This is a genomic window from Prauserella cavernicola, from assembly GCF_016595675.1.
Lineage (GTDB): Bacteria > Actinomycetota > Actinomycetes > Mycobacteriales > Pseudonocardiaceae > Prauserella_A > Prauserella_A cavernicola.
Genome location: NZ_JAENJH010000003.1, coordinates 535,667 through 562,147, shown reverse-complemented (window position 1 = coordinate 562,147; position 26,481 = coordinate 535,667). Strand labels below are relative to the sequence as shown.

Genomic DNA, 26,481 nt, shown 5'->3' with positions numbered 1-26,481 from the left:
CTCACGGCGTCGGATGAACCGACGTCAGCCGACGAGGAAGAAGAGAACGAAGCCGAGCAGAGCCAGAACCTCGACCAGGGCGAAGGTGGTGAAGCCGATGTTCATCAGCTTGCCCTGGGCCTCCGGCTGGCGGGCGGTGCCGCTGATGACGGAGGAGAAGATCATGCCCACACCGATACCACCACCGATGGCACCGAGGCCGTAGCCGATAACAGCGAGACCGGTGTTGATGTTGGTCTCGGTGGCTGCCTGGGCGAGAACAATGGAGCTCACGTGTATTCCCTTTCCAACTTCATCCGTGTTCGTTTAACGGGAAGCTTGTGCCTTTGATTCGAGCGGACGTCGTCTTCGCGTTCGACGTCCAGTGGTAGTGGAGCCGACTCAGTGGTCTTCGGCCAGAGCCGCCCCGATGTAGTTGGCCGACAACAACGCGAAGATGAAAGCCTGGATGCACATGATCAGGGCCTCGATGAACGTCATCGCCAGTGCACCCGCGAAGGAGAACGCGGAGACGACCTTGATGACCCCGTCTCCGTGGAGGAGCAGGTATTCAGCCGAGATCCCGAACAGCATGATCAGCAGGTGGCCCGCGAACATGGCCGCGAAGACTCGGATCGCGAGGGTGATCGGGTTCATCACGAACTTCGTGAAGAACTCGATCGGGGTGAGCAGCAGGTAGACCAGCTTCGGAGCGCCGGGGGGCACGAGCTGGTTCTTCAGGTACTTGCCGAGGCCGTGCTTACGAATACCCGCGTAGTGATAGACGGGGTAGACGACCAGCACCGACAGCGCGAGCGGGAACCCGATGTGGGACATCGTCGGGAACTGCAGGATCGGCACGATCCCGAAGAGATTGTTCACCAGCACGAAGCTGAACAGCGCCAGAATCAGCGGAACGAACCGCATGAAGTCGGCAGCGCCGATCTGCTCACGCGCGATGTTGTTGCGCCCGAAGTCGTACGCCGACTCGACGAGGAACTGCCGCTTGCCCGGAACCACGCTCAGCTTCCTCGAAGCGAGCAGGAAGAAGGCGAGGATGATCACCACCGACAGCACGATCAGCAGCATGGGCTTGGTGACCCAGCCGAAAATCGGCGGCAGATTGAAGGCTTCTGCCGTCGGCGGCGTGAACACATCGCCTGCGGCTAGTACCAGCGCGCCCAACTAGGGCTCCTTCCGGTTCTCCCGGCCGGCGTTAACTCCGCCGGGGGAATCGTGACAACCTGGACTTAACGTACCGGATTGATTTCCGGCCCCTTACACGGGGATCTGACCTTCGACGCGGACCGTACCAGCACCGTTCTCGACCAAGCCGTACAGGCGTACTTTTAGGTCACCCGAACGGGCGAGGCACTTCGACCACGCCGTGCGAAGGTCGCCCGTTCCGGCACCGGGCCCACGGAGGGACTCCGACCGCCGGTAGCGGACAGCGTCATTGTGACTAACGGGTGACTCGCCCGGACCAGGGCCCCCCGGCGAAGGCTCAGTCGGCCTGTTCGGCGCGCGAGGGCCTGGGAATGATCAACGTGGGCGTCTTCGTCGTCCTGAAGGCCACGACCTCGGCGACCGCCCAGGACACGACCACGACGAGCATGCCGAACGCCAGCGACGGCCTGCTGAGGCCGTCGATGTCTCGGAGTACGAGCATCACCACCAGCAGCAGTGACATCTTGATCGCGTACCCGCCGAGCGCGAGGTTCATCAGGCTGGCAGGCGGCTTGGTCGCCCCGATGCGCATCATCGTGATGGTGATCAGCGAGCAGCCGAAGCCGAGGACCACGCCGAAGCCCGAGCCGACGAGGCCGGGCTGACCTTCGAGCACCATGGCCACGCCGACCACGACGAGCGACAACGGGAGCGAGAAGCGCAGGCCCCAGCGCATCATGGCGTCGGCGAGCGTGTAGACCGACTGCGCGTGTGCGGCGCGAGCCTCGCGGGCGGCGGCCTCGTCGATGTGGTCGATCTGGTCGGCTTCGGCGGACTCTCCGACCTGGGCGGCCTCGTCGGCGTCAGCGGGCTCGTAGCCGACCGCGCCCGAGGCCGGGCGCTCGCCCGCGTCGTCACTCATGCCTGTCCGTACCCGCTTCGCCGTCTCGCCTGCCCCGGTGCTCAGCGCTGGGACGCCGACTTACCTCCGGGGCGATGTCGGCCCAGTCTAGGTACCACCGAGACGAGCGCGGCCACCAGCAGCCCCGCGCACGTGAGCCAGAACACAGCCGCGGTGTCGAACAGCGTCACCGCGACCGCCCCGAACGCCAGCAGACCGGCCCACAAATAGATCAGCAGCACGGCCCTGCGCTGCGAGTGGCCGATCTCCAGCAGCCGGTGGTGCAGGTGCATCTTGTCGGCCGCGAACGGGCTCTCCCCGCGCCGTGTGCGCCTGATCACGGCCATCACGAGGTCGAGCAGCGGCAGGAACAGCACGGCCGCCACCACGAACAGCGGCGAGAGCAGGGCGACGACGTCGGTCGCGTCGAACGACGTGTAGTTGATCTTGCCCGACGCGGACGTGCTGGCCGCCGCCAGCATCAGCCCGATCATCATCGAGCCCGAGTCGCCCATGAATATCTTCGCCGGCTGGAAGTTGTGCGGTAAGAACCCCAGACACGCTCCCGCCAGTGTCGCCGCGATGAGTGCGGGCGGGTAGGTGCCGACGTCGCCGCCGGACGACGCGAGCAGCCCGAGCGAGAACGCGCACGTGGCCGCCGCGGCGATGAGGCCGAGCCCGCCAGCCAGCCCGTCGAGGCCGTCGACGAAGTTCATCGCATTGACCATCACCACCACCAGCAACACGGCCAGCAGGCCGCCCTGGTTGCGGTCGAGGATCAGCACCTGGCCCAGCGACGCGCCGTCGCCACCCCACGGCACCCAGAACGACACCCACTGCAGGCCGAACAGCACGAGGATGCCCGCGCACATGACCTGCCCGGCGAGCTTGGTCCACGCGTCGAGCTCGAAGCGGTCGTCGAGCGCGCCGATGAGCACGATCACCGCGCCACCGATCATCACGGCGACCGGGTCGTAGGAGTAGTCGAACGCGCGCCGCAGCACGGGCAGCTGGTGCGCCATCGCCATGCCACCGAGCACGCCGATGTACATCGCCAGGCCGCCCATCCGGGGAATGGGGATGACGTGCACGTCGCGCTTGCGCGGCACCGCGACGGCGCCGACCTTGATGGCGAAGCGCCGGACCAGTGCGGTCAGCAGGAAGGTCAGAGCGGCCGACACGAGCCCGACGAGGATGTACTCGCGGATGGGCAGTCCGGCGCTCAGGGTGGGGGTCATCGAGCGGTCATCCCCTGCGGAAGAGAATCGGCGGGGTCACAACGCGCCACGCTATCGCTACCGGGCGCCGTCACTGCCGGGGGCCGACCTCGACGCCGAGCACCTCCGAGACCGCCTCGGCGCTCACTGCGCCCTCCCGCAGCATCAGCGGCGCCTCACCGGTGAGGTCGACGATCGTGGACGGCACGGGCTCACCGCTCGGGCCGCCGTCGAGGTAGACGGACACGGACGAGCCGAGCTGTTCCTCGGCCTCGGCGGCGGTGGCAGCGGGCGGCCTGCCGGACACGTTGGCGCTCGACACGGCCATCGGCCCGACCTCGCGCAGCAGTTCGATCGCCACGGGGTGCAGCGGCATCCGCAGCATCACGGTGCCCTTGGTTGTGCCGAGGTCCCACGCCAGGCTCGGCGCGTGCGGCAGCACGATGGACAGATCGCCTGGCCAGAACGCCTCGATGAGTGCACGGGCCTGCGAGGAGACACCGAGCACAAGGCCGTCCACTGTGGACCACGAGCCGACGAGCACGCCCACCGGCATGTCGGGACCGCGGTGCTTCGCCTGCAGCAGCGAGCGCACGGCGCCCGCGTCGAAGGCGTCCGCCCCGATGCCGTAGACGGTGTCGGTCGGCAGGACCACCAGTCTGCTGGACCGCACAGCCGAGGCCGCCGCTCGCAGACCGTCGGCCCTGGTGTCCGGATTGCTGCAGTCGTACACCGCGCTCATGGCTCGTGAGCTTAGCCCCGTAGGGCTGTGACGAATCGTGGACGTCCGGTGAGGTCCGAATGATCCCGGACGTTGGTGAGCACCCGGCGCGTGCGCAGCAGCGCGGGAACCGCGGCGCCGTGGGTGTCGTCGTGCTCGATCGCCACGCCTCCCGCGGGCTTGAGCAGCCGCGCCGACATGGCGACGACGTGGCGGATGACGTCGATCCCGCCCTCCGAGGCGAACACCGCCTGGTGCGGGTCGTGCTCGGCGACCTCGGGCGGCACGGTCGTGCCCTCCGGCACGTAGGGCGGGTTGCACAGCACCAGGTCCACGAGCCCGTCGAGCTCGGCGAACACGGTGGGATCGGTGACGTCGCCCGAGTAGAGCCGGACCGGGGTGTCGCCCTCGGCGGCCCTCGCGTCGGCGTTGTGCCGGGCCCAGGCGAGCGCGGTGGCGTCGTTGTCCACGGCGTAGACCACCGCGTCCGGGCGCGCGTGCGCCACGGCGAGTGCGAGCGCACCGGATCCCGTGCACAGATCCACCACGACGGGGTACTCGCGACCCTTGAGCAGCGCGAGCCCCCATTCGAGCAGGAGCTCGGTCTCCGGGCGCGGCACGAACACGCCGGGACCCACCGACACGGCGATGGCGCCGAGCGCGGCCCAGCCGATGAGGTGCTGCAGCGGCACGCGCTTGGCGCGCTGCGTGACGAGCTGGCCGATGGCGTCGACCACGGAGGGGTCCACCAGAGGCACGAGAGGCAGCCGCCCCCGCTCGACTCCGAGCACGTGTGCGGCGATGAGCTCGGCGTCGTTCCTCGGCGAGGCCACGCCCGCGTGCTCGAGGATTCGGGTCGCCTCGAGGATCGCGAGGCGCAACGGCTGTCTTTTCACCTGTCAAGACTGGCACAAGCGACGGCGGCCCACTGGGTTGCACGCGGCGAAGAGGGCGTCGCGTCCACCACTCCTGCCCCGGTCCACTCGATCGGAGTGCCCGGTTCGGCGGGCGCGACCGGGCGCACCGGCGAGTCCGGTCCCACGTGGACACGACGACGACCAAGCCCGCCAGGCGCGGGAAATCCGTTGCCCCGAAAGGGAACCCGACTACCTAAATTAGTCCACAATGGCCGCACGGACCACTGTGGACGAATCCCGGCGGGTCAGGACTGAGCGGCCAGCCGCTCCTCGCGGTCGGCGTCGCGCAGCGCGGTGAGCACACCGGTCAGCTCGCCGTCGAGCACCTGATCGAGGTTGTAGGCCTTGTAGTTCACCCGGTGGTCGGAAATCCGGTTCTCCGGGAAGTTGTAGGTCCGCACGCGCTCGGACCGGTCGACCGTGCGCACCTGCGAGCGGCGGGCGTCCGAGGCCTTCGCGGCGGCCTCCTCCTCGGCCATCGCCTGCAACCGGGCCTGCAGCACCTGCAGCGCGCGAGCCCGGTTCTGGATCTGCGACTTCTCGTTCTGGCAGGACACCACGATGCCGGTGGGCAGGTGGGTCACGCGCACGGCGGAGTCGGTGGTGTTGACGCTCTGCCCGCCGGGTCCCGACGAGCGGAAGACGTCGATACGGAGGTCGTTCTGGTCGATCTCGACCTCGACCTCCTCGGGCTCCGGGTAGATCAGCACGCCGGCGGCAGAGGTGTGGATGCGGCCTTGCGACTCGGTCGCGGGCACGCGCTGCACCCGGTGCACACCGCCCTCGAACTTCAACAGCGACCAGACGCCGTCGGCCTCGGCGCCCTTGCTCTTGATCGACACCGTGACGTCCTTGTAGCCGCCAAGGTCGGAGTCGGTGGAGTCGAGGACCTCGGCCTTCCAGTGGTGCCGCTCGGCGTAACGCAGGTACATGCGCAGCAGGTCGCCCGCGAACAGCGCGGACTCCTCGCCGCCCTCACCCGACTTGATCTCCATGACCACGTCGGAGCTGTCGTAGGGGTCACGCGGGAGCAGCAGCTCGGTGAGCTTGGCCTCGAGCTCGGGGATGCGGGCCTCGAGCTCCTCGGCCTCCTCTCCGAACGCGGGGTCCTCCGAGGCCAGCTCCTTGGCGGCGACCAGGTCGGACCGGGCGCCCTCCAGCTCGGTGCGCGCCTTCGCGATCGGAGCCAGCTCGGCGTAGCGACGGCCCAGCTTGCGTGCCCGGGCCTGGTCGGCGTGCACCGACGGGTCCGCCAGCTGTTCCTCCAGCTCGGCGTACTCGTCGAGCAGACCCTGCAGAGCACTCGATTCCACTGGTTTCCCTCTCCCGAACCGGCCGCGATGGCCGGATGGACACCGCATGAAAAACGGCGCCCGCCCTGCCAGAGGCAGGTGCGGGCGCCGTCAGTGAAGCTACTTGGCGTCGTCGGCCTTCTTGCCGCGCTTGCCGTAGCGGGCCTCGAAGCGCGCGACCCGGCCACCGGTGTCCAGAATCTTCTGCTTACCGGTGTAGAACGGGTGGCAGTTCGAGCAGATTTCGGCGTGGATCTTGCCGGAGTCCTTGGTGCTGCGGGTGGTGAAGGTGTTGCCACAACCGCAGGTCACCTCGGTGACCACGTACTCGGGGTGAATACCGCTCTTCATGGGGTCCTCTCTCAGTGGCCGCCGGGTCCTCGCGAGGAGGTGAACCGGAGCCGGACATCAGCGGGATGATTCTGCCAGATGGGGCAGCACTCGATAGAACGCGCCCCACCTGGCAGCTATTCCGGTACTCAGTCGTCGTCGTTGCCCGGTGCGGTCTTGGAGACCTGCATCAGGAACTCGATGTTCGTCTTGGTCTTGCGCAGCCTGTCGAGCAGGAGGTCGATCGCCTGCTGCGAGTCGAGCGCGTGCAGCACCCGGTGCAGCTTGTGCGTGACCGCGAGCTCGTCCGGCGAGAGCAGCAGCTCCTCCTTGCGGGTACCGGACGGGTTGACGTCCACCGCGGGGAAGACCCTGCGCTCCGCGATCTTGCGGTCGAGCTTGAGCTCGGCGTTACCCGTGCCCTTGAACTCCTCGAAGATCACCGTGTCACCGGTGGACCCGGTCTCGACCATCGCCGTGGCGAAGATCGTGAGCGAGCCGCCGTCCTCGATGTTGCGCGCCGCGCCGAGGAACCGCTTCGGCGGGAACAGCGCCGTCGAGTCGACACCACCGGAGAGGATCCGGCCGGACGCCGGAGCCGCCAGGTTGTAGGCGCGGCCGAGGCGGGTGATCGAGTCGAGCAGCACCACCACGTCGTGCCCCATCTCGACGAGCCGCTTGGCCCGCTCGATGGAGAGCTCGGCGACCGAGGTGTGGTCTGACGGCGGGCGGTCGAAGGTCGAGGCGATGACCTCACCCTTCACCGACCGCTGCATGTCGGTGACCTCTTCGGGCCGCTCGTCCACGAGCACGACCATCAGGTGGCACTCGGGGTTGTTCGTGGTGATCGCGTTGGCGACGTCCTGCATGATCGTCGTCTTACCGGCCTTCGGCGGCGAGACGATCAGCGCACGCTGCCCCTTGCCGACCGGCATCACGAGGTCGATCACACGAGTGGTCAGCTTGTTCGAGGCGGTCTCGAGACGCAGCCGCTCGTTGGGGTACAGCGGGGTCAGCTTGGTGAACTCGGGCCGCTTCTTGGCGACGTCGGGCTCGAGGCCGTTGACCGAGTCCACCCGCACGAGCGGGTTGAACTTCTGGCGCTGCTGCTCACCCTCGCGCGGCTGGCGCACGGCACCGGTGATCGCGTCACCGCGGCGCAGACCGTACTTGCGCACGAGCGACAGCGACACGTAGACGTCGTTCGGGCCGGGCAGGTATCCCGAGGTGCGGACGAACGCGTAGTTCTCCAGCACGTCGAGGATGCCGGCGACCGGCAGCAGGACGTCGTCCTCGCGGATCTCGGTGTCGGCGTTGCCGCCACCCTCGCCGCGGCCGCCGCGACGGCGACGGTCCCGGAACCGGCGACCACGGCGACCGCCGCGCTCGTCGTCGTCCTGACCCCCACCGGCGTTGTTGCCGCCGCTGTTGTTGCCACTGTTGTTGTTCTGCTGCTGACCGCGCTGGTTGTTGTTCTGCCTGCGGTCGTCGTTGCCCCGCTGCTGCTCGGACGACGAGTCGTCGTCGCCCTTCTGCTGCGAGCCGGCGTCCGGGCTGCCCGAGGGGCGGCCGGAGCCACGGCGGCGACGGTTGGGACGGCCGCCCTCGTCGGACTGCTGACCCTCGTCGGACTTGCGGTCCGAGGGCGCGTCGTCGGACTTGGCCGGGGCCTTCTGCTCGACCTTCTCGGTCTGCTTCTCGACCGGAGCCTTCGCGGGCTTGTCGGCAGGAGCCTTCTCAGCGGCCTTGCCGTCGGCGAGACCGTCGAGCGGCAGCGTGTCGCCCCCAGCCGCCCTGCTCCGCTTGGACTTGCCCTGACGTTCCCGGATAGCGGCGATCAGATCTCCCTTGCGCATACCCGTGGTGTCGCCGACGCCCAGCTCACCGGCAAGGGCACGAAGGTCGGCGATGACCATCCCGGACAATCCACCAGGACGTCGTTTCGGTGCCGCGGCCGCACCACCAGCCTGCGGCGTCTGCTCCCCGGTGCCCGGCTCTGCCTGGGCATTCACGTCGCCGCTCAAAAGATCGGTGTTGCTCACACATGTCCTTCCTGACCGATCCACGCCTCCACGGTGGACCAGCGGACCGCCGCCCGCGTCCGAATTGCGAGACGGCGTTGTAGTTCCCGGTGCAACCAGATCCGGCTGAGACAGGCGAGTCGCAGCGGCGGAGCCGCCAGCACGGGGTTGAGGCCGACCACCGTGTCTACCGGGAACCCGCTTCGAATGAACGGAAGAGATGCCACCGGGAAAAATCCCAGGACCATCACCGGGTGCGGAAATGCACGGTGACCTAACGCCCCCGAGGGTAGACCGCCCGAGGTCGTGGTGCAACAACCACCCCCTGCGTGGCGTGCCTCACTGTAGCCGTCATGCCTCGGTGGTCACGTGGACTCCGGTCAGGTCGACGGGCAGTTCGGAGACGTCAAAACCGTCAACGCCGACGCCGTCCGGAACTATTCCCGTGGTGGTGAGCGCGAGCACGGTCGGCCCGGCGCCGGAGACCGTCGCGGGCACGCCGTGTTCCCGCAGCTCCCGTACAAGCCGGGCGGTCGCCGGGTAGGCGGGAGCGCGGTAGTCCTGGTGCAGCCGGTCCTCGGTGGCGGCGAGCAGCAGTTCGGGCTTCGCCGTCAGCGCGTGCACCGCGAGCGCGGTCCTGCCCGCGGAGAACGCCGCGTCGGCCAGCGGCACGCTGTCCGGCAGCAGTCCCCTCGTCTCCTTGGTCGACGACCGCTGCTGCGGCACCGCGACGACGGGCCGGATCGACGGGTGCGGGTCGAGCCGCTCGGCGTGGAACCGCTCACCCTCCTGCCACGCGACGACGAATCCGCCGAACAGACTGGCGGCCGCGTTGTCGGCGTGTCCCTCGAACTCGGCCGCCAGTTGCAGCGCCATGTCGTCGACCGTCCGGTCCGCGATCGCGTAGCCGGCGGCGATGCCCGCGACCACGGCCGCCGCCGACGAACCGAGCCCGCGCGAATGCGGAATCGCGTTGTGGCAGCGCAGATGCAGCCCGGGAACCGCGACGCCGAGCTGGCCACACGCGCGGCGCAGCGCGCGCACGACGAGATGGTGTTCGTCGGTGCGCACGGCGCCCATGTCGCCGGCGCCCGCATCGAGCACCTCGACCTCGAGTCCGGAGTCACGCACCTCGACGTCGACGACGTCGTGGAGACCGAGCGCCATCCCGAAGGTGTCGAACCCGGAGCCGAGGTTCGCCGTCGAGGCGGGGACGGTGACCCGCAGCCTCATGACAGTTCGAGCGCGGAGGCGACGGCGCGCGGGTCCACGGCGAGCGGTTCCACCTCGACGTTGCCGTCCAGGGCCGTGGCCGGGTCCTTCAGTCCGTGGCCGGTCACCGTGCACACCACAGTGGAGCCACGCGGGATGCGACCGTCGGCCGCGGTCAGCAGCAGCCCGGCGACGCTCGTCGCCGAGGCGGGCTCCACGAAGACGCCCTCCTTGCGCGCGAGCAACCGGTACGCCTCGAGGATCTGCTCGTCAGTGGCCGACTCGAAGAGACCCCCGCTCGCCGTCTGCGCCTTGACGGCGGGCTCCCACGATGCGGGACTGCCGACCCTGATGGCCGTGGCGATCGTCTCGGGCTCCGCCACCGGCGCACCGCTCACGAGGGGAGCGCTGCCGGCGGCCTGGAAGCCGAACATGCGCGGCGTGTTGCCCACGATGCCGTCGGCGGCGTACTCGGTGTAGCCCGCCCAGTAGGCGGTGATGTTGCCCGCGTTGCCCACCGGGAGGCAGTGGATGTCCGGGGCGGTGCCCAGCGCGTCGCAGATCTCCCACGCCGCGGTCTTCTGCCCGACCAGCCGCACCGGGTTCACGGAGTTCACCAGCGTGACCGGGTAGTCGGCAGCAGTCTTGCGGGCGAGTTCGAGGCAGTCGTCGAAGTTGCCGTCGACCTGCAGGATGCGGGCTCCGTGCAGCACGGCCTGCGCCATCTTGCCCAGCGCGATCTTGCCCTGCGGGACGAGCACCGCGCTGGTGAGGCCCGCGCGGGCGGCGTAGGCCGACGCCGAGGCCGACGTGTTGCCAGTAGAGGCGCAGATGACGGCCTGCAGCCCGCTCGCGAGCGCGTGCGTGATCGCGACGGTCATGCCGCGGTCCTTGAACGAACCGGTCGGGTTCGCGCCCTCGATCTTGAGATACACCGTGGAGCCGGTGAGCTCGGACAGGTGCGGCGCGGGCATCAGCGGCGTGTTGCCCTCGCCGAGGGTCACGACCTTCGCGCCCTTCGGGATGGGGATCCGCGACGAGTAGGCCTTGATGATGCCGGGCCAGCCCGCCTTGACCGGAGCGTTCTCCGTGTTCACGAGTCCTCGCCTTCCACCCGCATGACGCTGACGACCTCGCGAACGACGTCCAGCTTGCTGATCTCGTCGACAGTCGCCTCCAGCGCGGCGTCCGGAGCGAGGTGCGTGACGATCACCAGGCTCGCCGTGGACAGCCGGTCGCGCTGGCGCACCGCCGCGATACTGACGCCGTGCACCGCGAACACCTGCGCGACCTGCGCGAGCACGCCCGGGATGTCGGCGACGTCGAGGCTGATGTGGTAGCGCGTCGGGGTCTGGCCCATCGGCCGGACCGGCAGCGCGGCGTGAGCCGACTCCCGAGGACCGCGGCCGCCCGCGACGCGGTTGCGCGACGCGGCGACGAGGTCGCCCAGCACAGCGCTCGCCGTCGGCGCACCGCCTGCGCCCTGGCCGTAGAACATCAGCTCGCCCGCGGCCTCGGCCTCGACGTAGACGGCGTTGAACGCACCGCTCACGCCCGCGAGCTGGTGGCTGCGCGGGATCATCACCGGGTGCACGCGCGCCGACACCGACTCGGTGCCGTCGTCGGAGGTCACGCGCTCACAGATCGACAGCAGCTTCACCGTGCGGCCCAGCAGCTTGGCGGCGCCGATGTCGGAGGAGCTGATGCCCGCGATGCCCTCGCGGTGGACGTCGGAGGCGGTGACCCTGGTGTGGAAGGCCAGCGAGGCCAGGATCGCGGCCTTGGAGGCGGCGTCGTAGCCGTCGACGTCGGCCGTGGGGTCGGCCTCCGCGTAGCCGAGCCTGGTGGCCTCGTCGAGCGTCTCGGCATAACCGGCGCCGGTGGAGTCCATTGCGGACAGGATGAAGTTGGTGGTGCCGTTGACGATGCCCATCACACGCGTGATGCGGTCACCGGCCAGCGACTCGCGCAGCGGGCGCAGCAGCGGGATGGCACCAGCGACGGAGGCCTCGTAGTAGAGGTCGGCACCCGAGGCGTCGGCGGCCTCCGCCAGCTCCGCGGCGTGCTCGGCGAGCAGCGCCTTGTTGCCGGTGACCACCGACTTGCCCTTGCGCAGCGCGGTGAGCAGCCAGCCGCGCACCGGCTCGATGCCGCCGATCAGCTCCACCACGATGTCCACATCGGACTCGACTAGTGCGCCGGCGTCAGCGGTGAGCAGGTGCTGCGGGAGCTCGGGGTGCTTGTCGGGCCTGCGCACCGCGATCCCGGCGAGCTCGACCGGCGCACCGACCCGTGCCGCGAGCTCGTCGGCGTCGCCGAGCAGCATGCGCGTGACCTCGCTGCCGACCGTGCCGCAGCCGAGCAGCGCAACCCTGACCGTCCGCCCGTCGAGCGTGGCCACGCTCATGACACCTCCAGCTTCCTGCGGGACACCCGCATCCGGTCGGCTTTCGTGAGCACGGCTTCGCGATTTTCGCTCACGACACCTCCAGTCGCAGCATGTCCTCGTTCGTCTCCCTGCGCAGCAGCAGCCGGTGGTTGCCGTTGCGCACGGCGACCACCGCCGGCCGCGGTTGCCGGTTGTAGTTGCTGGCCATCGAGTAGCAGTAGGCGCCCGTCGCCGCGACGGCGAGCAGATCACCAGCTGCCAGGGTGTCGGGCAACCAGCAGTCGCGGACCACGATGTCGCCGGACTCACAGTGCTTTCCCACGACTCGGGACAACACGGCGCTCGGCGACTCCGGCTGGCCGTCGTCGCTGGCGCGCGACACCAGCCGCACGTCGTACGCCGCGTCGTACAGCGCGGTGCGGATGTTGTCGCTCATGCCGCCGTCGACGCTCACGTAGCGGCGCGCCACGTTGTCGCCCAGCGCCACGTCCTTGATGGTGCCCACCTCGTAGAGCGTCACCGTGCCTGGACCAGCGATGGCCCTGCCCGGCTCGCCGGCGATGCGCGGCACCGGGATGTCGGCGAACGCGCACTCCTTGCGCACGATGTCGCGGATCTGGGTCACCATCTGCGCGGGCGGCGGCGGGTTGTCCTTGTCGGTGTAGGCGATACCGAAGCCACCACCCAGGTCCACAGTGGACAGGGATTCGAGCGCGTCGGCGCCGTGTTCCTTGCGCAGCTCGGCGAGCAGGCCGATGACCCGGCGCGCGGCGACCTCGAAGCCGTCGGCGTCGAAGATCTGCGACCCGATGTGGCTGTGCAGGCCCACCAGCCGCAGCGACGACGCGTTGAGGACCCTGCGCACCGCCTCGGCCGCGTCGCCGGAGGCGAGAGAGAACCCGAACTTCTGGTCCTCGTGCGCGGTCGCGATGAACTCGTGCGTGTGCGCCTCGACGCCCACGGTGACCCGCACGAGCACCGACTGCACCACGCCGTGCCGCTCGGCGATGTCGGCGAGCCTGGCGATCTCGTAGAACGAGTCGAGCACCACGGTGCCGACTCCGGCCCCCACCGCGGTCTCCAGCTCCTCCACCGACTTGTTGTTGCCGTGGAAGGTGATCCGATCGGGCGGGAACTCGGCTCGCTGGGCGATCGCGAGCTCGCCGCCACTGCAGACGTCGAGGCTCAGGCCCTGGCCCGCGACCCAGCGCGCGATCTCGGTGCACAGGAACGCCTTGGACGCGTAGTGCACGAGAGCCGGGTCGTCGAAGGCCTCCGCGTACTCGGCGCAGCGGGCCTTGAAGTCGGCCTCGTCCACGACGAACAGCGGCGTGCCGTAGGTGCGCGCGAGTTCGCGGACATCGACTCCCGCGATGCGCACGACGCCGTCAGGCGCCCGGTACGTGTTGCGTGGCCAGACCTTCGGATAGAGCTTGTCCAGCTCCGCCGCGGAGGAGGGAGGAAAACCTGCCTGATCGACGTGCGGGTAGACCTCGGCGTGCCGGGGCCCCGCGGGGTGAGCACACATCTAGATCATTACATCCGTTCCGGGGCGGAGACCCCGAGCAGCGACAGTCCGTTGGCGAGCACCTGGCGGGCGGCTTCGCACAGCGCCAGGCGCGCGTGGGTGAGCGGAGTGGCCTCCTCGTCACCCTGGGGCAACACCCGCGCCACGTCGTAGAACTTGTGGTAGGCCGACGCGAGCGACTCGAGGTAGCGGGCGACGCGGTGCGGTTCACGCAGCTCGGCCGCCTTCGTGAGCACCGAGGGGAACTCCCCGATCGTGCGGATCAGGTCGCCTTCCCTCGCGTGCGTGAGCAGGCCGAGGTCGACGTCCGCGGCCCGCTCGATGCCGAGCTCGGCCGCGTTGCGCAGCAGCGACGCGAGCCGGGCATGGGCGTACTGCACGTAGTACACCGGGTTCTCGTTGCTGTGCTTGCGCAGCAGGTCGAGATCGATGTCCAGGCTGGAGTCGACGGAGTAACGCGCGAGCTCGTAGCGCGCCGCGTCGACCCCGACGGCCTCCACGAGGTCCTCCATGGTCACGACCGTGCCCGCCCGCTTGCTCATCCGCACGGGCTTGCCGTCGCTGACCAGGTTGACCATCTGGCCGATCAGCACCTCGACGACGTCGGGGTCGTGCCCCATCGCCGCCGCCGCGGCCTTGAGCCTGGCGACGTAACCGTGGTGGTCGGCGCCGAGCATGTAGATGCACAGCTCGAAGCCGCGGCCGATCTTGTCGCGCAGGTAGGCGAGGTCGCCCGCGATGTAGGCGGGGTTGCCGTCGCTCTTGATGACGACGCGGTCCTTGTCGTCGCCGTGCTCGGTGGAGCGCAGCCACCACGCGTTGTCGGCCGGATAGAGGCTGCCGGACTCCTTGAGGTCCTCGACGACCTTGCCGACCTCGCCCGAGCTGTGCAGCGAGTCCTCGTGGAAGTACACGTCGAAGTCGGTGCCGAACTCGTGCAGGCTGCTCTTGATCTCCTCGAACATCAGCCCGACGCCGATGCGGCGGAACAGCTCGTCGCGCTCGTCCTCGGGCAGCGTCAGCGCGCTCGGCTCCTTGCGCATCACCTCGGCGGCGATGTCGTTGATGTAGGAGCCCGCGTAGCCGTCCTCTGGCGTCGCGGCACCCTGCGCGGCGGCGACCAGCGAGCCGACGAACCGGTCGATCTGCGCGCCCGCGTCGTTGAAGTAGTACTCGCGGGTGACGGCGGCGCCCTGTGCGTCGAGCACGCGGCCGAGCGCGTCGCCGACGGCCGCCCAGCGAGTGCCGCCAAGGTGGATCGGGCCCGTCGGGTTGGCGGAGACGAACTCGAGGTTGATCTTGACGCCCGCCAGCGCGTCGCCGCGGCCGTAGGCGTCGCCCGCAGCCAGCACGCGAGTCACCAGCTCGCCCTGGGCATCGGCCGCGAGGCGGAGGTTGAGGAACCCGGGCCCCGCGACCTCGGCCGCCTCGACCCCGTCGGTGGCGGCCAGCGCCTCGGCGAGGGCCTCCGCGAACTCGCGCGGCGTGAGCCCGACTTTCTTCGCCACCTGCATCGCCACGTTCGTGGCGTAGTCGCCGTGTTCGGGGTTGCGGGGTCGCTCGACCGTGACCGGGTCGGGCAGGACGCTGTGGTCGAGGCCACGCGCCGACAGCACTTCAACGGCAGACGAACGCACGAGGTCAGCAAGGGCGGAGGGAGTCACGAGCCGAGTGTACGGCCGGAGACCAAGGGCGCCTCACGGAGGCAGTGGCCCCCGACCAGCGGCTCTGTGAGGCTCGGCAGACCGCCCCTCGGGGACGGCGCTACGCGCCGCTTACGCCCACCCGCCAGCCCGACCAACCACCCCTCACGGAGGCGCTACGCGCCGCTTACATCTCTTTCCCTACACTTCAGGGCCGGTACGCCTACGTCCTCGAGGGAAAACGGGAGCCATGGCCAGCGGCAAAAAGAACAAGGGCAAGCCCAAGAACAACGCGGTCAAGGCGGCCCGGGGCTCTGTCGTTACCAAGAAGGGCACCCCCTGGGGCACGATCATCGCGGTCGTCGCCATCCTGCTGCTGGCAGTGGGTGTGTTCGGGTACTACTGGATCGCCTCCGGCGACCAGCGGGCGCAGCGCGACCGCGAGGAGGCCGCCGCGGCGTTCGCTCCCTCCGAGCAGAACCCCGACCCGTCGAAGGACATCAAGGGCGTCGTCACCGACACCTACGAGGCCGGTGCGCACGTGCTGCCGACCGAGCGCGTCGCCTACGACAAGAACCCGCCCTATGGCGGCCCGCACGACGGCTTCTGGGCCGCGTGCACGGGCATCGTCTACCCGAACGCCGTGCGCACCGAGAACATGGTGCACTCGCTCGAGCACGGCGCCGTCTGGATCGCCTACGACCCGGACAAGGTGCAGGGCGACGAGCTCGAGAAGCTCAAGGTCCGCGCCGAGGGCAAGCCCTTCACGATGCTGTCGCCGTACCCGGGCCTCGACTCGCCGATCGCGCTGCAGTCCTGGGGCCACCAGCTCAAGCTGGAGAACGCCGACGACGAGCGCATCGACCAGTTCATCGCCGCGCTGCGCCGCAACGCGAACACCTACCCCGAGGTCGGCGCCTCGTGTGACGCGCTCGGCCCCGGCGCCTTCGACCCGGACAACCCGCCGCCGTTCGACCCGTCCGAGCCGGGCCCCGACGCCAAGGGCATGGACTACAAGGGTTCCGAGGGCGTGCAGCAGGACCAGCCGATGGGCGGGCAGCCTTCGCCTCCCGCCGGCGGCTGACCCGTGGCGTCGGACGAACCGGAGCAGGACACCGGAACGGACGCCGCCGAGGACGGTGCGGCCGAACAGCGGGAGACGCCCGGCTGGTCGCGATTGCTGATCTTCGGCGCCGCCACGCTCGCGGTGCTGCTGGTCGGCGCCACGATCGGGATGGTGCTCTCCCGCGCGGTCGACGACGAGCCACAGCCCGTCCCGGCGGCCGGGTCCGTCGAGGTGGGCTTCGCGCAGGACATGTCGGTGCACCACCTGCAGGCCGTCACGATGGCCAACTGGGCGCGCGACCACAGTGGCGACCGGGCGATCGTCCAGCTGGCGTTCGACATCGGCAGCACCCAGACCGAGCAGGTCGGGCGCATGAAGGGCTGGCTGATGCTGTGGCAGCAGCCCGAGGAGCCACTCGGCGAGTACATGACGTGGATGACCGAGCCCGGTAGCCACTCGGGCCACGGCGGCGACCAGGTCTCGCCCTCGGCCGGTGAGGGCGCGATGCCCGGCATGGCGACCGAGCAGGAGCTCACGAAGCTGCGGTCGCTGTCGGGCGAGGAGCTCGACGTCTACTTCCTGCAGTTGATGCTGCGCCACCACCAGGGCGGCACGGACATGGCTCAGTACGCCTACGACCACTCGTCGGTGGGGGCGGTCCGCACGCTCGCCCAGAGCATCCTCAAGTCGCAGGGACCCGAGGCCGAGCTCATGCGGCAGCTGCTCGCGAAACGCGACGCCGAACCGCTGCCCTACCCCTGATCACCACGACAGCTCCTCGCATCGGCGCGCGGACTCACGTGCCTCGATCTGCAGCGTCGCGTGGTCGATCGAATAGCCCTCGGCCAGCAGGCGTTGCGCGTCGGCCAGCACGGCGCTGGTGTCGGCGTCGGGCGCGACGGTGAGGTGGGCGGAGGCGACCTCCATGCCGGAGGTCAGCGTCCACACGTGCAGGTCGTGCACGTCCTCCACGCCGTCGAGAGCGGCGAGCTCTCCGCTCAGCGTGGCGACGTCGATCCCGCGCGGGGCGTGCTGGAAGAGGATCCGGAGCGTGCGCTTGGCCAGCGACGCGGCCCTCGGCAGCACCCACACTCCGATGGCGACGCCGACGATCGGGTCGGCGTAGCGCCAGCCCGTCGTCATGGTGATCAGGGCGCTCACCAGCACGCCGACCGAGCCCACCAGGTCGGCGAGCACCTCGAGGTAGGCGCCGCGCACGTTGATGCTCTCTTTGGCACCCGAGCGCAGGAGCAGGAACGACGCGATGTTGGCGCCGAGTCCCGCGAGTGCGGCCAGCAGCACGGGCAGTCCGGCCACGGCAGGCGGGTCGGTGATGCGCTCGATCGCCTCGTAGATGACGTAGGCGGCCACGCCGAACAGCAGCAGCACGTTGGCGAGCGCGGCGAGCACCTCGCCTCGATAGAGCCCGAACGTGCGGTTGAGCGTCGGTCCGCTGCGCCGCGCCAGCAGCACGGCGAGCAGTGCCATCCCGACGCCGATCACGTCGGTGAACATGTGGGCCGCGTCGGAGATCAGCGCCAGCGACGAGGTGGCGAACCCGACGACGAACTCGAGGACCATGAACCCGGCGCCGATCGCGAGGGCGGCCGCGAGCCTGCGCACGTAGCGCGCGGACGCGCTACCGGACCGCGCCACCTCGGCGTGCCCGTGCCCATGGCCGTGTTCGTGGCCCATCGCCGTGCCTCCTGTCGTCGCTCGGGTGTCCGACCTCGGACAACATATAGTCACATGCGCATAGGTGCAATACAGGTGAGGCTAACCTCGCATACTCTACTGCGGATTCCCTCACGGCGAGGCTCCGAAACGACGCGTACCGTCGGCGCACGTGGATGTCGCCATCGTCGGAACGGGACCGAACGGGCTGGCAGCCGGAGTCGTTCTCGCCCGCGCCGGGCTCACCGTGGCCCTCTTCGAAGCCGGCTCCACCCCCGGCGGCGGACTGCGCTCGACGACGCTGTTCGACTCGGAGGTCGTGCACGACATCTGCTCCGCGGTGCACCCGCTGGGCGCGGCCTCGAGGTTCTTCCGCGAGTTCGACCTCGGCGCACGGGGCGTCGAGATGTGCGTGCCCTCGGCCAGCTACGCGCACCCACTCGACGACGCTCCCGCCGGCATCGCCTTCCACAGCCTCGACCGCACGTGTGAACGGCTCGGGCGCGACGGAGCCCGCTGGCGCAGGCTGCTGGAACCGCTCGTGCGGCACAGCGAGTCCATCGCAGACCTGGTGCTCTCCGACCAGCGGCACGTGCCGCCACACGTCCTCGCCGCGGCGGCGCTCGCTCCGAGGGCACTGCTGCAGGGCAGCCCACTAGCGAACAGGCTGTTCACCGAACCCACCGCGCCGGCGCTGCTCGCCGGGGTGGCGGCACACTCGCTCGGCAGGCTGCCGAGCCTGCCCGGCGGCGCCGTGGCGATGCTGCTGGGTCACCTCGCGCACGCGGGCGGATGGCCGGTGCCGAAGGGCGGCAGCCAGCGCATCGTCGACGCGATGGTGGCCGACATCAAGGCCCACGGCGGCACCATCCACACCGGCACACCGATCGAGGACCTGCGCGAGGTGGCCTCGGCCAGGGCGGTGCTGCTCAACGTCAGCCCCACGGTGCTGCTCGACCTCGCGGGCTCGAGGCTGCCGACGCGCTACCGCGACCGCCTCGCCCGCTTCCGGTACGGCCCGGCCTCGGCGAAGGTCGACTTCCTGGTCTCGGAACCCGTGCCGTGGCGGGACCCCGAAGTCCGCGCGGCCCCGACCGTGCACCTCGGTGGCGGGCACCGGGAGATCGCCGCCTCCGAGTCGGCCGTGCAACGGGGCAGGCGCCCGGCGAATCCGTTCGTACTGGTGGTGGACCCGACCGCGGCCGACCCGGACCGCGCCCGCCCCGGCAAACGCCCGCTCTGGACGTACTGCCACGTGCCGAACGGCGACCCGGTGGACCCGACGGAGGCGATCACGGCGCAACTCGAGCGGTTCGCGCCGGGGTTCCGGGACACGGTGCTGGCGAGCAGAGCGATCACGGCGCCGGAGTTCGAGACCTACAACCGCAACTACGTGGGCGGCGACATCGCGGGCGGAGCGGTGACCGTGTCGCAGATGCTGGCCAGACCGACCCTGAGCGTCGACCCGTACGCGACCCCGCTGCGCGGCGTCTACCTGTGCTCCGGCTCGACCCCGCCGGGCCCGAGCGTGCACGGCATGGCCGGCTATCACGCGGCGAGGAACGTGCTGCGCAAGGAGTTCGGCATCCGCACCCTCCCGCGGCTGCAACCAGGGCCGCCGGTGAACGGGGCCGAGGGCATGCGCTAAGCTGCACTGGTCGCACAGCGATGGGCCCTCGTAGCTCAGTGGATAGAGCACTGCCCTCCGGAGGCAGGTGTCGCAGGTTCGAATCCTGCCGAGGGCGCCCATTTCGTTTTGCGGGTGCAGGGCCTCGACCAGCGGAAACGCCGGTCGAGGCCCTTTTACTTCCTACCCGGCCAGACCCGATCAGACCCGGCACTCTGCGGCCCTCCGGGGACAATGCGTGGACACGATCAGCTCTCATGCCCGAGCACTGCTCGCACCCGCTGCCTGGACACAACATCCGGCCGGCAAAGGCACACCGCGTGGATCTCCATGAGGACCGTGAGAGTCCGGCCCATTCAGCCACCGTCGTCTGGTCCACCTCCGCGTTGGGCCAAGCGCTCACCGCGCGAGACAACACACGCGCTGTCTCGTCGAAACCGGCTCCTTGACTCAGCAGGCCACTCCCCTCGAAACGCCCATTTTCCAGCCGCTGAGTCAACATTCTTGACCGTCTTCACACGATCGTCAGCCTGACTGGCGGCTTGCTTACCGATGTCAACGCCTCCGGTGCGCGGCCACACACCCTGACGGCGAAGGCATGATCACGCGCTCCAGTTCAGCACTGGTCACGCCGCGTTCAGGCGAGGGTCGCCGCGATCGCGGCGGCCTCCGCGATGAGGCCTTGCTCGTACTCGGCGTCCCTGGCTGTCTTGCTCGACATGATCGAGATGACGAGCGGTGCCGACCCGGAAGGAAACACGACCGCGATGTCGTTGAGGGTCCCATAGTCGCCGGTCCCGGTCTTGCCCGCGACGACCCACTCGGCGGGCACGCCGGCCTTGATGCGCATGGCGCCCGCCTTGGTGGCGTTGCGTTCCAGCAGATCACGAAGGAAGGCGCGCTTCTCCGGCGTGAGCGCGCTGCCCAGAACGATCTCGCGGAGGTCGTGGCCCATCGCCCGGGGTGAGCTCGTGTCGCGTGGGTCGCCGGGGGATGCCTCGGTGATGTCGGGTTCGAACCGGTCCATGCGGGTGACACCATCGCCGAGCCGGCGTGCGTACGCCGTCACTTCGGCGGGACCTCCGAGATCACGGAGCAGGAGGTTGCCGGCCGTCCCGTCGCTGTAGCGGACGGCGGCGTCACAGACCTGGCGGATCGTCATCCCGGTGTCCACATGCCGCTCGGTGATCACCGAGCTCGTCATCAGGTCCACCTCGCTGTAGTTGACAGTCGTGTCCAGATGCGACAGCGGGTTGCGATGCAGCACCGCGGCCGCGGCCAGGAACTTGAAGGTCGAGCAGAACGCGAACCGCTCGTCGGCCCGGTAGGCGATGGTGGCTCCGGTGTCGGTGGCGACGGCGTGGACGCCCAGCCGCGCCCCGTACTTCCGCTCCAGCTCGGCGAGCTGGTCGTGCGCCGCGTTGGTGGGGCGCGCCGGTTCGGGACTCGGCCGCCGCGTTGCCGTCGTGCCAGTCGTCGCGCCAGTGGTGCACGCGGCAAGCGACGCGAGCCCCGCCAAGGCCAGGAAGCCGCGTCGGGTGGTGCTCGGTCGTGCTGACATCAAGGTCTCCTCGAAGTGGCGGTCGGCGCGCACGGTCACTGCAGCCCGTCGAAGAACGTCGCGGACAGCGACACCGCGGGCTTCGACGAGTTGGAGGCAAGCGTCAGCACCGAGAACGCGAGGTCGCCGCGGTAGCCGACGAACCATCCGTTGGCCTGACTGCCATCGCCGTACTGCGCCGTGCCCGTCTTGCCGTACACGCTGCCGCTGCCGCTCAGGGCGGTCGCGGTGCCGTCGGTGACCACCTCGCGCATCATCGACCGCAGCGCGTCGATCACCGCGGGCGAAGGACCGTCGTAGGCCGTGTTGACCGTGGTCGCCTGGCCATCGACCAGTTGCGGTGTCACAGGCCCGCCTTCCGCGACGGTCGCCGCCATCAACGCGAGCCCGAACGGACTGGCCTGCACCGAGCCCTGGCCGATCGACGACTCGACCTGGTCGGCGGAACTGCTCGCGGGAATCACCTTGCCCGCTTCGGTGGTGATGCCGGGAATGGTGAAGTCGGCGTTCAGGCCGAACTGGCCGGCCGCTCGCGCCAGCCCGTCGGCAGGCAGCTCCGAGGCCAGCTGCGCGAAGGTCGTGTTGCAGGAGTGCGCGAACGCCGAATGCAACGGCAGCGAGGGAAAGGTGAACATCTCGTCGTTGGGTATGGTCCGGTGCTCGATCCGGATGGTCGCGGGGCAGGGCAGCTCCGCGTCGGCGCCGGCCAGGCCGTGCTCCAGCGCCGCGGCCGCCGTGGCGATCTTGAACGTCGAGCCGGGGGCGTACAGACCTGTCAACGGGTTGCCCTCGGTGACCCGCGTGTTCTGAGCGACGGCCAGTATGTCGCCCGTCGATGGCTGGATCGCGACGAGCATGGCGGGGAAGTCAGCGCTCTCCACCGCCGCGTTGGCCGCGGCCTGCACGGTGCTGCTCAGTGTCGTCTTGGTCGGCGTCGTCGGTACCTGGCCTTCGCGGTGCAGCTCGTGCCGCCCGCCCTGTTGGTCGACCCGCTCCACCGCCCAGGCCGAGCCGTCACCGGCCACCAGGCGACCGAGCCCCGGCAACACCAGCGGAGCGAAGTTCGGATCCACCGCTTTTGGCCCGGCTTCCTCCCAGCGCAGCACCGGAGTGCCGGCTCGATCCACCACCGCGGCTCCGGCGGCGGCCGCGCGCGTGACGAGCCGGTCGCCCTCACCCAGCTCGGGGTGGATCGCCGAGGGCGTGAAGTGAACGATCGGCCCCCCGCTGCCTGGCACCAGGGTCAGCGCGTTGTCGTAGGTCCACGTCCGGCCCGAGCCCAGCTCCCACGCGATCCGCACGTGCGCCGTGTCCTCGGTGCCACCTCTCAGCGTTGCGGTCACGGATGCCGCGCCGAGCCCGGCTCGGGCCTCCGCCAGCAACGCACCGGCGGCGGCCGGGTCGTCGGTCAGTGCCGCGGCCTTCTCGTCGTGACCGGCCGACCACGAGCGCAGGTACCGCTCGAGTACCGCGGCCGGGTCCTCGCCCCCTGCCTCCGCGACGGGCGGGCTGCCCGCACCGCCACGGACCAGGAACACGGCCGCCACAACGATCGCGACCACGGCGAACGCGCCGCCGGACAGCACCCATCTCTTCGTCTTGCGAGACACGTCGAACTTCCTCAGGAGGTCTTGGCGGGGGTGAAGGTCTGCAGGTGGTCGACGACGGTGAACCGCGAGGCGGGCGAGGTGGCCGCGACCGCCGCGCGCAACGCCGTCAGCCCGCCCCAGTCGCGGGCCGGTTCGGTCAGCGGGTGGTCGAAGTCGTCCCAGTGCGTCGGCACGACGTGGGGCGGGTTGCCGAGAACACGCAGCAGCCTGCCCACGTAATCGGCGATCATCCCGCCGCCCGCGGGCAGGAGGACGACGTCGGGCCGGAGACCGTCCAGTTCGGACTCGATGTAGTTGGAGCCACCGAAGTTCAGCACGCTGCCGCCTCGCGCGGACTCGACGTGGAACGCGAGGGTGCCGCCCTCCACGAGGTCCTTGATGTAGCGCGGTTTCGGCAGTCGCTCAAGGCCGAGGTTCGGGCGGGTGCCTGGAAAGGCGACGGCCGCGCGGGCGCCCGCCGCGGAGTGCAGTGACCGCAGTATCCGGATCGTGTAGCCGTCGAAAACGAGGGCCTCACCACCGGTCGCGACGGCGAGCTGGTCCTCCGGCGCGCCCAGCGCCAGCATCAGGTTCAGGTGGGTTTCGGTCCCGTACACGGTGGCGCCGGTCTTCTTCGCCAGGTACGGCACGTCCGTCACGTGGTCGTAGTGCCCGTGGGTCACGAGGATGTGGTCCGCCCTCAGCTCCCCACTGTCCACATAGCCGTCGATGAGGGTGGTGTTCACCGACAGCCTCGACTTCGGGTCGGCGCCCTCTGGCCGATAGGTGCCGGTGTGGAAACGCGTCAGCCACGGGTCGATCAGCACGGTCTTCGTGCTCGTGCCGTCGGCACTGGGCACCCGGATCTCCCAGCTGTTGTTTCCCCACCAGCGCAGTGTGAGTCCCTCGCCGTTCGTGGCCCGCGCGATGGCCGGTGTCGCACCGGCGAGCACAGCCGCGGCGCCCAGCCCCACTCCGAACATCCCGCGCCTGCTCAGTCGATCAGTCATGAGGCAAGCCCAGCACGATTTTGGTACGGCTGTCCAAGACCAACGGGCGAGTGCGGCGATATGTAAACCGATATCGTCGCAGCGTGGACCCACTGCGCGCGCTGCGCTACTTCGTCGCCGTCGCCGAGGAACGTCACTTCGGCCGGGCCGCTGAACGGCTCGGCATCGCCCAGCCACCACTGAGCCAGCGCATCCGGAAACTGGAGAACGACCTCGGCGCGAGATTGTTCGACCGCGACAGCAGGCGGGTCGAGCTCACCGAGGCGGGGCAGATCCTGCTCGCCGAGGCGCGTGATCTGCTGGCGCGGTGGGAACGGATGCGGACGCTGGTCGAGAAGGCACACCGCGGTGAGATCGACGCGCTGCGGGTCGGCGTGCCACCGGAGGTGGCGGGGCGGGTACTCGCGGACCTGCTGACCGCCTTCGGCCAGTCCTGCCCCGACGTGCGCCTCGACCTGCAGGAACTGACCACCACCGAGCAGGTTCGGCTGCTGGCCGATCGCGAGCTGGACGCCGGGCTGCTCCAGCATCCGGTCGACGTGTCCGGGCTGGAACTGGGGCCCGCAGTCCAGACACCGCTGGGAGTCGTGCTGCCGAGGGACTCACCGCTGGCCGCGCGCTCGGAGCTGACGCTGTCCGAGCTGACCGGCCACGGGCTGGTGCTGTTTCCGAGAGCCGCCGCGCCCGGCCTGTACGACGCGACGTTGCGGGCCTGCTGGGAGCAGGGTTTCCGGCCCTCGAGCGTGCAGCACGCGCGCAACCCGGAGTTCGTGCTGGGCCTCGTCCTGTCCGGGCAGGGCGTGGCGTTCGACCAGGGCCTGGTGGCACGCAAGGAACCCAGGGTGGTGTGGCGACCGCTGGAGGCCGGGGCGCTGACGTGGCGGATGTCGCTGGCCTGGCCGACGGTGAACCCCCACCCCGAGGCAACGCGGTTGGCCGAGGTCGTGGCGAGGGTACTGGCCCGCGACGGCGTGACGACGCTCGCGCCGGTTCAGCAGGATTCGCCGGCGCGACCGTGGAGCGTGGTGTACGGGGAGTCGTGATCGATCAGCTCGATCGCGGTTCGCGCGGCCTCACCGATGGCATGGTCGACATCCGGCAATCGTGACTCCAGCGTCGGAGCCTGCGTGAAGACCGCGACGGCGTAGCGAGTGCCGTCCGGATACTCGGCCACACCGATCTCGTTGCGCACAGCCAGCAGCGAACCGGTCTTGGCCCAGACCCGCACCTCGGGCGGGAAGGCCGCGGTGAGGCGGTGCCAGTTCAGCTGCTGCCCCATGAGCTGACGCACCCAGCGGCACGCCTCTGGCTGGCCCGCGGTCTCGTCGGCGATCGCGGCGAGTAGCGCGCTCATCTCGCGCGCGGTGGTCGCGGACGTGCGCAGCGGATCGAGCGCGCGGGTGGCGAACACCTCGCCGGGGGTCAAGGCCGCGAACCGCTGGGCGAAGTCGGCCGCGTCGCGCGCACCGATGTCCTCGGCCATGGTGGCGACGACGACCTTGGGGGAGCCGACGATCCTGGTCCGGGTCAGCCCGAGTTCCCGCAACAACGAACGGACGTTGTCCAGCCCGACCCGGTCGAACAGCAGGTCGGCGGCCGTGTTGTCGCTGAGCGACAGCGTGAAGAGCGCCGCGTCCCGAAGGCTCAGCTCGACGTCGTCGGCGCACCCGGCGGTGCCGGTGCCACCGAGCCGGTCGGCAGCGGTGATCCGGATGCGGTCGGACAGGTCCAACTGCCCCGCCGAGGCCTGCCGAGCGAGCTCGAGCACCAACGGAACCTTGACCACCGACGCGAGCACCGCGGGCTCGTCGGGCTGGAACCCGTACTCCCCCGCGCAGCCGAGACACCGCGCATGCAGCCACCCGCGCACGCCCGCGGCCTCGAGGATCTTGCCCGGCATCACCCCGTAATGATCCACCAGAGCCCCGCCGCGCGTTTCCCGACCCGGCGCCCGCCCGCGGATCAGCTCGCGGTCACCAGCAGATCGAGCACGTGGTCGAGTTCCTGCTCCAGCTCCCCCACCGAGCTGTCCATTCCGGACAGTGAGTGCAGCAGCGCGCGCTGGAAGATCCCGTCGAGCATCACGTAGCCCGCGGCCGGCGACGTGGCGGGCTCACCTCCGGCGAGCTCGGCGTAGCGGCTGACCACCCGCCAGATCATGGCCTGCCGGTGCTCGTCGATCTCGAGCACGTCCTCGCGGAAGGACTCCTCGAACAGGCTCTGATTGCGCAGGTCGTACCAGAGGCGGTGCAGCGGCGCGTCGGCCTTGAGCGTCGCGAAGAACATGCCGACGAACTCGCACTTGAGCTCCTCGGCCGAGGTCGCGCTCGCCACCGCCTCGTCGTAGCGCGTGACGCACACGGCCTCGTACTGGCGCACCGCGTGCGTGATCAGGTCGCGCTTGTCCGCGAAGTAGTAGTGCAGGACGCCGTGCGAGAACTCCGATTTCTGGGCGATCTCGCGCAGGCTCGTCCTGGCGTAGCCCAGCTCGGCGAGCGTGTGCAGGGTGGCGACGGCGAGCTCCGTCCGCCGCGCCTCGAACTTGTCGATCTGGCGGCGGGCGATCCGGTCCTGCTTGCTTTCGACGACCTCGGTCACGTGTTCGTCCCGTCGGGTGGCTGCGGACCGCGGGCTGCG

At 69.8% G+C, this 26,481-nt stretch carries 24 protein-coding genes and 1 tRNA gene; 5 read left to right on the top strand and 20 right to left on the bottom strand.

Annotation, left to right across the window (positions count from 1 at the left end; genetic code table 11):
• Nucleotides 1-24: 24 nt before the first annotated feature.
• The 14 genes from JHE00_RS15995 to argS all read right to left on the bottom strand — a co-directional run bounded on the left by JHE00_RS15995 (nucleotide 25) and on the right by argS (nucleotide 15,338).
• Nucleotides 25-264, bottom strand: a complete 240-nt coding sequence (locus JHE00_RS15995) for an ATP synthase subunit C-like protein (protein ID WP_307831984.1) — start codon at nucleotides 262-264, stop codon at nucleotides 25-27.
• Between the two features lie 117 nt (nucleotides 265-381).
• The gene (gene atpB / locus JHE00_RS15990) at nucleotides 382-1,164 is read right to left on the bottom strand and encodes a F0F1 ATP synthase subunit A (RefSeq protein WP_200318846.1); all 783 of its coding nucleotides are present in this window, start codon (nucleotides 1,162-1,164) and stop codon (nucleotides 382-384) included.
• Between the two features lie 319 nt (nucleotides 1,165-1,483).
• Nucleotides 1,484-2,068: a Cg1360 family ATP-synthase-associated protein gene (locus JHE00_RS15985; RefSeq protein ID WP_230424177.1), complete on the bottom strand. Its 585-nt coding sequence runs from the start codon at nucleotides 2,066-2,068 to the stop codon at nucleotides 1,484-1,486.
• Between the two features lie 41 nt (nucleotides 2,069-2,109).
• Entirely contained in the window at nucleotides 2,110-3,285 is a 1,176-nt protein-coding gene (locus tag JHE00_RS15980; protein WP_200318845.1) for a glycosyltransferase family 4 protein, read from the bottom strand.
• A 70-nt stretch (nucleotides 3,286-3,355) separates the two neighbouring features.
• A complete protein-coding gene (locus tag JHE00_RS15975; RefSeq protein WP_200318844.1) occupies nucleotides 3,356-4,006 on the bottom strand; it encodes an L-threonylcarbamoyladenylate synthase in 651 nt (216 codons plus the stop codon).
• Nucleotides 4,007-4,017: 11 nt separating this feature from the next.
• Complete coding sequence (prmC, locus tag JHE00_RS15970) at nucleotides 4,018-4,881, bottom strand: peptide chain release factor N(5)-glutamine methyltransferase (RefSeq protein ID WP_200318843.1); 864 nt, start codon at nucleotides 4,879-4,881, stop codon at nucleotides 4,018-4,020.
• 266 nt (nucleotides 4,882-5,147) lie between these two features.
• Nucleotides 5,148-6,215, bottom strand: coding sequence for a peptide chain release factor 1 (prfA, locus tag JHE00_RS15965; RefSeq protein WP_200318842.1), 1,068 nt, complete (start codon nucleotides 6,213-6,215; stop codon nucleotides 5,148-5,150).
• A gap of 99 nt (nucleotides 6,216-6,314) precedes the next feature.
• Nucleotides 6,315-6,545: a 50S ribosomal protein L31 gene (gene rpmE, locus JHE00_RS15960; protein ID WP_200318841.1), complete on the bottom strand. Its 231-nt coding sequence runs from the start codon at nucleotides 6,543-6,545 to the stop codon at nucleotides 6,315-6,317.
• 128 nt (nucleotides 6,546-6,673) lie between these two features.
• Nucleotides 6,674-8,566 carry a transcription termination factor Rho gene (gene rho / locus JHE00_RS15955; protein ID WP_200318840.1) on the bottom strand — a complete coding sequence of 631 codons (1,893 nt, stop codon included), beginning with the start codon at nucleotides 8,564-8,566 and terminating at the stop codon, nucleotides 6,674-6,676.
• 330 nt (nucleotides 8,567-8,896) lie between these two features.
• Nucleotides 8,897-9,778 (bottom strand): homoserine kinase, encoded by an 882-nt coding sequence (thrB, locus tag JHE00_RS15950; protein WP_200318839.1) that lies wholly within the window; start codon nucleotides 9,776-9,778, stop codon nucleotides 8,897-8,899.
• A complete protein-coding gene (gene thrC, locus JHE00_RS15945) occupies nucleotides 9,775-10,854 on the bottom strand; it encodes a threonine synthase (RefSeq protein ID WP_200318838.1) in 1,080 nt (359 codons plus the stop codon). The genes thrB and thrC overlap by 4 nt, the downstream gene beginning before the upstream one ends.
• Nucleotides 10,851-12,164 (bottom strand): homoserine dehydrogenase, encoded by a 1,314-nt coding sequence (locus JHE00_RS15940; protein ID WP_200318837.1) that lies wholly within the window; start codon nucleotides 12,162-12,164, stop codon nucleotides 10,851-10,853. Before JHE00_RS15940 ends, thrC begins: the two co-directional genes overlap by 4 nt.
• Nucleotides 12,165-12,234: 70 nt before the next feature.
• Nucleotides 12,235-13,674 (bottom strand): diaminopimelate decarboxylase, encoded by a 1,440-nt coding sequence (gene lysA, locus JHE00_RS15935; RefSeq protein ID WP_200318836.1) that lies wholly within the window; start codon nucleotides 13,672-13,674, stop codon nucleotides 12,235-12,237.
• 8 nt (nucleotides 13,675-13,682) lie between these two features.
• Nucleotides 13,683-15,338 (bottom strand): arginine--tRNA ligase, encoded by a 1,656-nt coding sequence (gene argS / locus JHE00_RS15930; RefSeq protein ID WP_200318835.1) that lies wholly within the window; start codon nucleotides 15,336-15,338, stop codon nucleotides 13,683-13,685.
• Between the two features lie 229 nt (nucleotides 15,339-15,567).
• On the opposite strand from argS, the gene JHE00_RS15925 reads away from it, so the two are divergent.
• Both JHE00_RS15925 and JHE00_RS15920 read left to right on the top strand, forming a co-directional pair.
• Nucleotides 15,568-16,401 carry a thioredoxin-like domain-containing protein gene (locus JHE00_RS15925; RefSeq protein ID WP_200318834.1) on the top strand — a complete coding sequence of 278 codons (834 nt, stop codon included), beginning with the start codon at nucleotides 15,568-15,570 and terminating at the stop codon, nucleotides 16,399-16,401.
• Nucleotides 16,402-16,404: 3 nt separating this feature from the next.
• The gene (locus tag JHE00_RS15920; protein WP_307831960.1) at nucleotides 16,405-17,145 is read left to right on the top strand and encodes a DUF305 domain-containing protein; all 741 of its coding nucleotides are present in this window, start codon (nucleotides 16,405-16,407) and stop codon (nucleotides 17,143-17,145) included.
• Here JHE00_RS15920 and JHE00_RS15915 read toward each other — a convergent pair whose 3' ends face one another.
• Nucleotides 17,146-18,078 carry a cation diffusion facilitator family transporter gene (locus JHE00_RS15915; RefSeq protein ID WP_200318833.1) on the bottom strand — a complete coding sequence of 311 codons (933 nt, stop codon included), beginning with the start codon at nucleotides 18,076-18,078 and terminating at the stop codon, nucleotides 17,146-17,148.
• A 151-nt stretch (nucleotides 18,079-18,229) separates the two neighbouring features.
• On the opposite strand from JHE00_RS15915, the gene JHE00_RS15910 reads away from it, so the two are divergent.
• Together JHE00_RS15910 and JHE00_RS15905 are read left to right on the top strand one after the other, a co-directional pair.
• The gene (locus JHE00_RS15910) at nucleotides 18,230-19,705 is read left to right on the top strand and encodes a phytoene desaturase family protein (RefSeq protein WP_200318832.1); all 1,476 of its coding nucleotides are present in this window, start codon (nucleotides 18,230-18,232) and stop codon (nucleotides 19,703-19,705) included.
• A 24-nt stretch (nucleotides 19,706-19,729) separates the two neighbouring features.
• Nucleotides 19,730-19,802: transfer RNA gene (locus JHE00_RS15905), tRNA-Arg, on the top strand.
• Between the two features lie 519 nt (nucleotides 19,803-20,321).
• Here JHE00_RS15905 and bla read toward each other — a convergent pair.
• From bla to JHE00_RS15890, 3 genes are read right to left on the bottom strand one after another with little or no spacing between them, the layout of a single operon-like run.
• Complete coding sequence (gene bla, locus JHE00_RS15900) at nucleotides 20,322-21,245, bottom strand: class A beta-lactamase (protein ID WP_200318831.1); 924 nt, start codon at nucleotides 21,243-21,245, stop codon at nucleotides 20,322-20,324.
• 35 nt (nucleotides 21,246-21,280) lie between these two features.
• The gene (locus tag JHE00_RS15895) at nucleotides 21,281-22,855 is read right to left on the bottom strand and encodes a penicillin-binding transpeptidase domain-containing protein (RefSeq protein WP_307831959.1); all 1,575 of its coding nucleotides are present in this window, start codon (nucleotides 22,853-22,855) and stop codon (nucleotides 21,281-21,283) included.
• Nucleotides 22,856-22,866: 11 nt separating this feature from the next.
• Nucleotides 22,867-23,844, bottom strand: a complete 978-nt coding sequence (locus tag JHE00_RS15890; protein ID WP_200318830.1) for an MBL fold metallo-hydrolase — start codon at nucleotides 23,842-23,844, stop codon at nucleotides 22,867-22,869.
• An 83-nt stretch (nucleotides 23,845-23,927) separates the two neighbouring features.
• On the opposite strand from JHE00_RS15890, the gene JHE00_RS15885 reads away from it, so the two are divergent.
• On the top strand, nucleotides 23,928-24,887 hold the full coding sequence (locus JHE00_RS15885; protein WP_200318829.1) for a LysR family transcriptional regulator: 960 nt from the start codon (nucleotides 23,928-23,930) through the stop codon (nucleotides 24,885-24,887).
• Here JHE00_RS15885 and JHE00_RS15880 read toward each other — a convergent pair.
• Together JHE00_RS15880 and JHE00_RS15875 are read right to left on the bottom strand one after the other, a co-directional pair.
• Entirely contained in the window at nucleotides 24,836-25,762 is a 927-nt protein-coding gene (locus tag JHE00_RS15880) for a serine hydrolase (protein WP_372440454.1), read from the bottom strand. The two genes, JHE00_RS15885 and JHE00_RS15880, sit on opposite strands and share 52 nt — an antisense overlap.
• Before the next feature lie 44 nt (nucleotides 25,763-25,806).
• A complete protein-coding gene (locus JHE00_RS15875) occupies nucleotides 25,807-26,442 on the bottom strand; it encodes a TetR/AcrR family transcriptional regulator (RefSeq protein WP_200318828.1) in 636 nt (211 codons plus the stop codon).
• Between the last annotated feature and the right edge of the window lie 39 nt (nucleotides 26,443-26,481).